This window comes from Polaromonas sp. (assembly GCF_030682935.1).
GTDB lineage: Bacteria > Pseudomonadota > Gammaproteobacteria > Burkholderiales > Burkholderiaceae_C > Polaromonas.
Genome location: NZ_JAUXNA010000211.1, coordinates 1 through 5770, shown reverse-complemented (window position 1 = coordinate 5770; position 5770 = coordinate 1). Strand labels below are relative to the sequence as shown.

Sequence of the window (5770 nt, the reverse complement as noted above, 5' to 3'; positions counted from 1 at the left end):
CGCGCCATGCGCTGGCCAGCCTGGAGCATCTGGTGGTGCAGGACATCTTCATGACCGAAACCGCCTGGCTCGCCGACGTGGTGCTGCCCGCCACCGCCTGGCCCGAGAAGACCGGCACGGTCACCAACACCGACCGCATGGTGCAGCTCGGCCAGCAGGCGATCGACCCGCCCGGCGAGGCCCGGCCTGACCTGTGGATCGTCCAGCAGATGGCCGCCGGCATGGGGCTGGACTGGCACTACGCCGGCGAGCACCATGGTGTGGCCGCCGTGTACGAGGAAATGCGCCAGGCCATGCACACGGCCATCTCGGGCATCACCTGGGAGCGCTTGCTGCGCGAATCGAGCGTGACCTACCCCTGCCTGAGCGAGGACGATCCGGGCGCGCCGACGGTGTTCATGGACCACTTTGCCACCGACGACGGACGGGTGCACCTGGTGCCGGCCGACATCATTCCGGCCAACGAGCGGCCCGACGCCGACTACCCGTTTGTGCTGATCACCGGGCGGCAGCTGGAGCACTGGCACACCGGCAGCATGACGCGCCGTGCGGCGGTGCTCGATGCGCTGGAGCCGATGGCCACGGCTTCACTGTGCGGCGCCGACTTGGCTGGGCTGGGGCTGGCTGCGGGCGATGTGGTCACGGTGCAGTCGCGCCGGGGCGAAGTCGCCATACATGTGCGCCGCGACGACGGCACGCCGCAAGGCGCGGTGTTCATGCCGTTTGCCTATTACGAGGCGGCGGCCAACCTGATGACGAATGCCGCGCTGGACCCGTTCGCAAAGATTCCGGAGTTCAAATATTGTGCGGTGGCCATACGGCGCGGGGGCAAGGCAGCAGTGGCTGCAGGCTATGGTGGGGGCGTCGTCCATGGCGAGTAGCCCACTTGAAAAGGTCATTCCGGAAGTGGGTATGAAGACCACCGTACACTCCCGCCATGTCTGATTTTTTGTTGCAATCTCCCGAGCCGGACGGGGCGATCAGCCGCCCGTCTACCGTGGTGGCCGTGGTCATGCGCCGCGAGCGCATCGACAACGTCTGGCAGCCCTGGCGCTGGGTGCTGGCCGATGTCGTGCCGCAGGAGGGCGGCTTTGGCAAAAAGCCCCGTTTACTGTTGAAGGACGAGCGCGAAGAGCGCTGGCTGCACCCGGGCTTCAAGGTCGAGCTGCTCACCACCGATGCGGAAGGCTACTACCTCAATGTCACCACGCAGCAGCCCTGCTTTTGGGTGGTCTGGCGCATGGAGGAAGAAGCTGCGCTGGCCGACGCGCCGGTGGCCGTGCCGCAAATTGTCACGCTGAGCTACCACGATGCCGGGCGCTGGCTCGATGCGCAGGAAACCGTGGAGCAAGTGCCCGCGCCGCCCCAGGTGGTGCAGTGGCTGCAGCAGTTTGTGAACGAGCACCACGTGTTGGAGGCCAAGCGCCGCCAGCGCCCGCAGAGCTTTCAGACCCTGCAGGACCGCTTTGGCAACCCTGCGCGGGTCAGCACCGACAAGAATTTCGGGGGCGGTGGCCGTGGTTGAGCCCGCAAACGGCTTTCTGGGCCGCTGGGCACGCCGCAAGACGGACGCGCTGCAGGGTAAACCGCTGGACGAGCCGCCTGCCGTTTCAAAGCCTGCGGCGGCAAATGCACCCGTGGCCAAGGCGGCTGCGCCAACGCCGGGTGCGCCTTTGCCTGGGGCCACCCCTGTCGCTGATGCAGCCGATGCCGCGCAGCCCGAAAAAGTGCCGCTGTCTCTGGAAGATGTGAGGCAACTGGGCAAGGACGCCGACTTCAGCCCCTTCATGGCGCGCGACGTGGGGCCTGAAGTGCGCAATGCCGCCATGAAAAAGCTGTTTACCGATCCGCATTTCAACGTGATGGACGGCCTGGATATTTACATTGACGACTATTCCAAAGCCGACCCCATCCCCGAGTCCATGCTCCGGCAGATGGCCGGTGCCGAATTTCTAAAGTTGTTTGACAACGAAGAAAAAGCCGATGAAAGCACCCGGATGCAGAATGATCCGGCCGCTTCGCCGCGGGAAACTGCGAATACGCCCGGCCCTGAAACCATGGCACAGTCCCCTGAAGCGCCGGACCTAGCCGGTCCACCTCACGTTATCCCCGAAAATTCCAGCCAACCCGAGTCACTTCCTGACTCCGGCCCCAGCCAACAAGACCATGCCTACACTCATTTGCGACTGCAACCAGACCATGCCCCTACAGCCCCAGACGCTGGGCGCGGCACTTAATGAAACGCTGACGCTGCATTCGGCGCTGTGCCGCCGCGAAGCGGGCGCCTTCCAGAAAGCGATTCAATCGGGCGACGACGTCGTGGTGGCGTGCACGCAGGAAAAGCGCTTGTTTGCCGAAGTGGCGCAGCAGACGCAAGGAGCGAGCTCTCCGATCCGCTTTGTCAATATTCGCGAGACCGGCGGCTGGAGCAAGGACGCCAGCCAGGCCATGCCCAAAATCGCGGCCCTGCTGGCGGCCGCGCATCTGCCCGAGCCGGAGCCCGTGTCGACAGTCACCTATACCAGCGCCGGGCGGCTGCTGATCATCGGCGAGCTTGATGCCGCCGAGCGGGCGGCCGACTTGCTGGGCGACGCACTGGACGTGACCCTGTTCACGCAAGGCGCCGGTAACGCCGGGGGCGATCAGGAGCGGCGCTACCCGGTGCTGGCGGGGAAGATCCAGGGTTTGACGGGCTGGCTCGGCGCTTTTGAGCTCAAGTGGTTGCGCAATAACCCGATTGACCTGGATTTGTGCACGCGCTGCAATGCCTGCGTTGCGGCCTGCCCGGAAGGGGCGATCGGACTGGATTACCAGATTGACAGCGCCCTGTGCCAATCGCACCGGGCCTGCGTCAAGGTGTGTGCGGTCGCCGGCGCCATTGATTTCAGCCGGGAACCCGAGAAGCTGAGCGAAAAGTTCGATCTGGTCCTCGACCTGCGCCCGACGGCGGCTTTCACGCAGCAGGCCTTGCCCCAGGGCTATTTCCGCTGGGATGGCCGGGATATAAAAACCATCACGCAAGTGCGCTCTCTGGTGGGCGAGTTTGAGAAGCCCAAGTTTTTTCTCTACAAGCAAAAACTCTGCGCCCACAGCCGCAACGATAAAACGGGTTGCAGTGCCTGCATCGATGTGTGCTCGGCCTCCGCCATCAGCAGCGAACGCGATCGCCAGCAAATCAAGGTCAATCCCAATCTCTGTATCGGCTGCGGCGCGTGCACCACGGTCTGCCCCAGCGGCGCGCTGAGCTACGCCTACCCGCGCGCCAGCGAGCAGGGGGTCAAGATCAAGACCCTGCTGACCACCTACAGCCGGGCCGGCGGCAAGAACGCCGCCTTGCTGCTGCACAGCCAGGAAGCGGGCGCGCGCCTGCTGGGGGATCTGGGCCGTGCCGCACGGCTGGATCCCGCCACGCAAGGCGTGCCGGCGCGCGTGTTGCCGGTGGCGCTGTGGCACACCTCCTCGATCGGGCTGGAGCTGTGGCTCTCGGCCGTGGCCTATGGCGCCTCCCAGGTCTGGGTGCTGATGACAGGCGAAGAGGCACCGCAGTACCGTGAGGCGGTTCGCACGCAAATGGATGTGGCGCAGGCGATTCTCAAGGGCCTGGGCTATCAGGGGGAACACTTTCGCATCCTGCAGGCGCGCGACGCGCGTGACCTGGCTTCGCTTGATGCCGATCTGCAGTGCGCGCCGGCGCAGTGTGTGGGTAAAAGCGCGGGCTTTGCGGTTCAGGCCGACAAGCGTGCCACGCTGGAGCTGGTGCTCGATCATCTGGTGGCGCAGGCCCCGGCGCGACCGGAGGTGATTGCCCTGCCGGCCGCCGGTTCCCCGTTCGGGTCGCTGGCCATCAACAAGGAGACCTGCACGCTGTGCCTGAGCTGCGTCAGCGCCTGTCCGGCCAGTGCCTTGCAGGACAATCCGCAGTTGCCGCAGCTCAGGTTCATTGAGAAAAACTGTGTGCAGTGTGGTCTTTGCGTCAAGACCTGTCCCGAAAAATCGCTCACGCTGGTGCCGCAACTGTTGCTGACGGCGCAGCGCAAGGAGCCGGTGGTCATCAATGAAATGAAACCGTACGCTTGTGTGCGCTGCAGCAAGCCGTTTGGCACCCTCAAGGCGATCGAGTCCATGCTGGGCAAGCTTGCCGGTCACGCCATGTTTCAGGGCGCGGCGGCTGAGCGCCTGAAAATGTGCAGCGACTGCCGCGTCATCGACCTCTACTCGGCCGATAACGAAATCAAGATCACCGATATCCGTTAACCATGTCGCTACCCATGATGCAAGCCCAACTCGTTACTTCCACCCTCGATGAAGAAACCGCACGCGCCGAGGTGTACGGACTGCTCGCTGCTCTGTACTACGCTGCGCCGTCGGCCCAGTTGCTCGAAAACATGCGTGTCGCCGTCACCGAGGCGCCCGCTGCGGGTGCCTTGCTTGAAGGCTCATGGGTGGAGCTGGTGGCTGCCGCACGCATGCTAAGTCTGGCAGACATCCGTCAGGAGCACGACGCTCTTTTTGGTGGCGTCGGCAAACCCGAGGTGTATCTCTTTGGCTCCCACTATCTCAGCGGATTTCTCAACGAAAAGCCGCTGGCGGCCTTGCGCACCGATATTGCAGCCCTGGGGCTGGCACGCGATGAAGCCATGCCGGAAACAGAGGATCACGTGGCCTACCTGTGCGAAGTCATGCGCTACCTGATTGCGGGGGACGACGTTGAAGTCGCCAACCTCACACGCCAGCGCGAATTTTTTGCGCGGCATGTCCAGCCCTGGGTGCCCGGAATGTGCGAGGTGCTCATGCAGCATCCCACGGCCCGTTTTTACCGTGCGTTGGCAGGTTTTACGCAGGCCTTTGTCAGTATTGAGGCGCAAGGTTTCGACATGCTGGCCTGAGTCCGCACCTGTCGCATTCGTTTTAAGCCTACTTGTCTCAAATTGAGACACTTGGTGTCATCAATGGCATCTGCGTAACGATAAGATCACCTATCGTTTTCCCTTAGTCTGTACGTTGGCGTGCTGTAAACCGTTGTGGTGAGCAGCACTCTCACGTAAAGTAGGCAAACAGTTACATAGCCAGCAGAGATTCCCTGGAGACCCATATGCAAGACAACTCATCAAAACCCTCGCGCCGGGGTTTCTTTTTTGGAGCGGCCGCCACGGGTGCAGCCGCCGCAGCCATGGTTGCCTTGCCGGGTGCACCCGCGCTGGAAACCGCGCTGCAAGCGCCCAAACCCGCGCCTGAAAAAGGCGGTGGTTACAGCCTGACGGACCACGTCAAGCGCTACTACAAAACCACGCGCATCTAATTCATCACCGTCTTCATTCTTACGGAGAGCTTCATGCTGCTCACGAAAAAAACTCACAGCCTTCATAGTGACCCTGCGCATCGCGTCGGTTCTGCACGCTTTGTGCAAAGCCTGTCGCGCGGCCTGTCCAATGCCTTGCCCACCATGGACCGACGCGCCTTTTTGCGGCGTTCGGGCCTGGGCGTCGGGGTTGGCCTGGCCGCTACCCAGCTGACGCTGGTTAAAAAAGCCAAGGCTGCGACGCCCGGCGCCGGTGGCGGCACCGGGAAAATCGAGGTCAAGCGCACCGTCTGCACGCACTGCTCGGTAGGCTGCGCGGTGGACGCCGTGGTTGAAAATGGCGTGTGGGTTCGCCAGGAAGCTGTGTTTGATTCGCCCATCAACCTGGGTGCGCATTGCGCCAAAGGCGCTGCGCTGCGTGAGCACGGCCACGGCGAATACCGGCTGCGCTACCCGATGAAGCTGGTCAAC

Annotated in this window: 6 protein-coding genes and 1 pseudogene; all 7 read left to right on the top strand. The window is 63.3% G+C overall.

Going from position 1 to position 5770, the window contains the following annotated elements; translation table 11 throughout:
- The coding region (locus Q8K05_RS09775) for a molybdopterin oxidoreductase family protein (protein ID WP_305246438.1) at positions 1–881 on the top strand (881 nt) is incomplete at its 5' end.
- A gap of 56 nt (positions 882–937) precedes the next feature.
- On the top strand, positions 938–1525 hold the full coding sequence (locus tag Q8K05_RS09770) for a DUF3305 domain-containing protein (RefSeq protein WP_305246437.1): 588 nt from the start codon (positions 938–940) through the stop codon (positions 1523–1525).
- Positions 1518–2237: a DUF3306 domain-containing protein gene (locus Q8K05_RS09765; RefSeq protein ID WP_305246436.1), complete on the top strand. Its 720-nt coding sequence runs from the start codon at positions 1518–1520 to the stop codon at positions 2235–2237. Before Q8K05_RS09770 ends, Q8K05_RS09765 begins: the two co-directional genes overlap by 8 nt.
- Positions 2167–4254, top strand: a complete 2088-nt coding sequence (locus Q8K05_RS09760) for a 4Fe-4S binding protein (RefSeq protein ID WP_305246435.1) — start codon at positions 2167–2169, stop codon at positions 4252–4254. Before Q8K05_RS09765 ends, Q8K05_RS09760 begins: the two co-directional genes overlap by 71 nt.
- Positions 4255–4256: 2 nt before the next feature.
- Positions 4257–4886, top strand: coding sequence for a molecular chaperone (locus Q8K05_RS09755; protein WP_370868818.1), 630 nt, complete (start codon positions 4257–4259; stop codon positions 4884–4886).
- A gap of 206 nt (positions 4887–5092) precedes the next feature.
- Entirely contained in the window at positions 5093–5299 is a 207-nt protein-coding gene (locus Q8K05_RS09750; protein ID WP_305246434.1) for a formate dehydrogenase, read from the top strand.
- Between the two features lie 33 nt (positions 5300–5332).
- Positions 5333–5770, top strand: a pseudogene (locus Q8K05_RS09745) (formate dehydrogenase); the annotation flags it as partial.

What these genes read in the sequence shown, in the direction of transcription:
- Q8K05_RS09750 (WP_305246434.1), top strand. Translation starts at nt 5,093, where the DNA reads ATGCAAGACAACTCATCAAAACCCTCGCGCCGGGGTTTCTTTTTTGGA.
- Q8K05_RS09770 (WP_305246437.1), top strand. Translation starts at nt 938, where the DNA reads ATGTCTGATTTTTTGTTGCAATCTCCCGAGCCGGACGGGGCGATCAGC.
- Q8K05_RS09755 (WP_370868818.1), top strand. Translation starts at nt 4,257, where the DNA reads ATGTCGCTACCCATGATGCAAGCCCAACTCGTTACTTCCACCCTCGAT.
- Q8K05_RS09760 (WP_305246435.1), top strand. Translation starts at nt 2,167, where the DNA reads ATGCCTACACTCATTTGCGACTGCAACCAGACCATGCCCCTACAGCCC.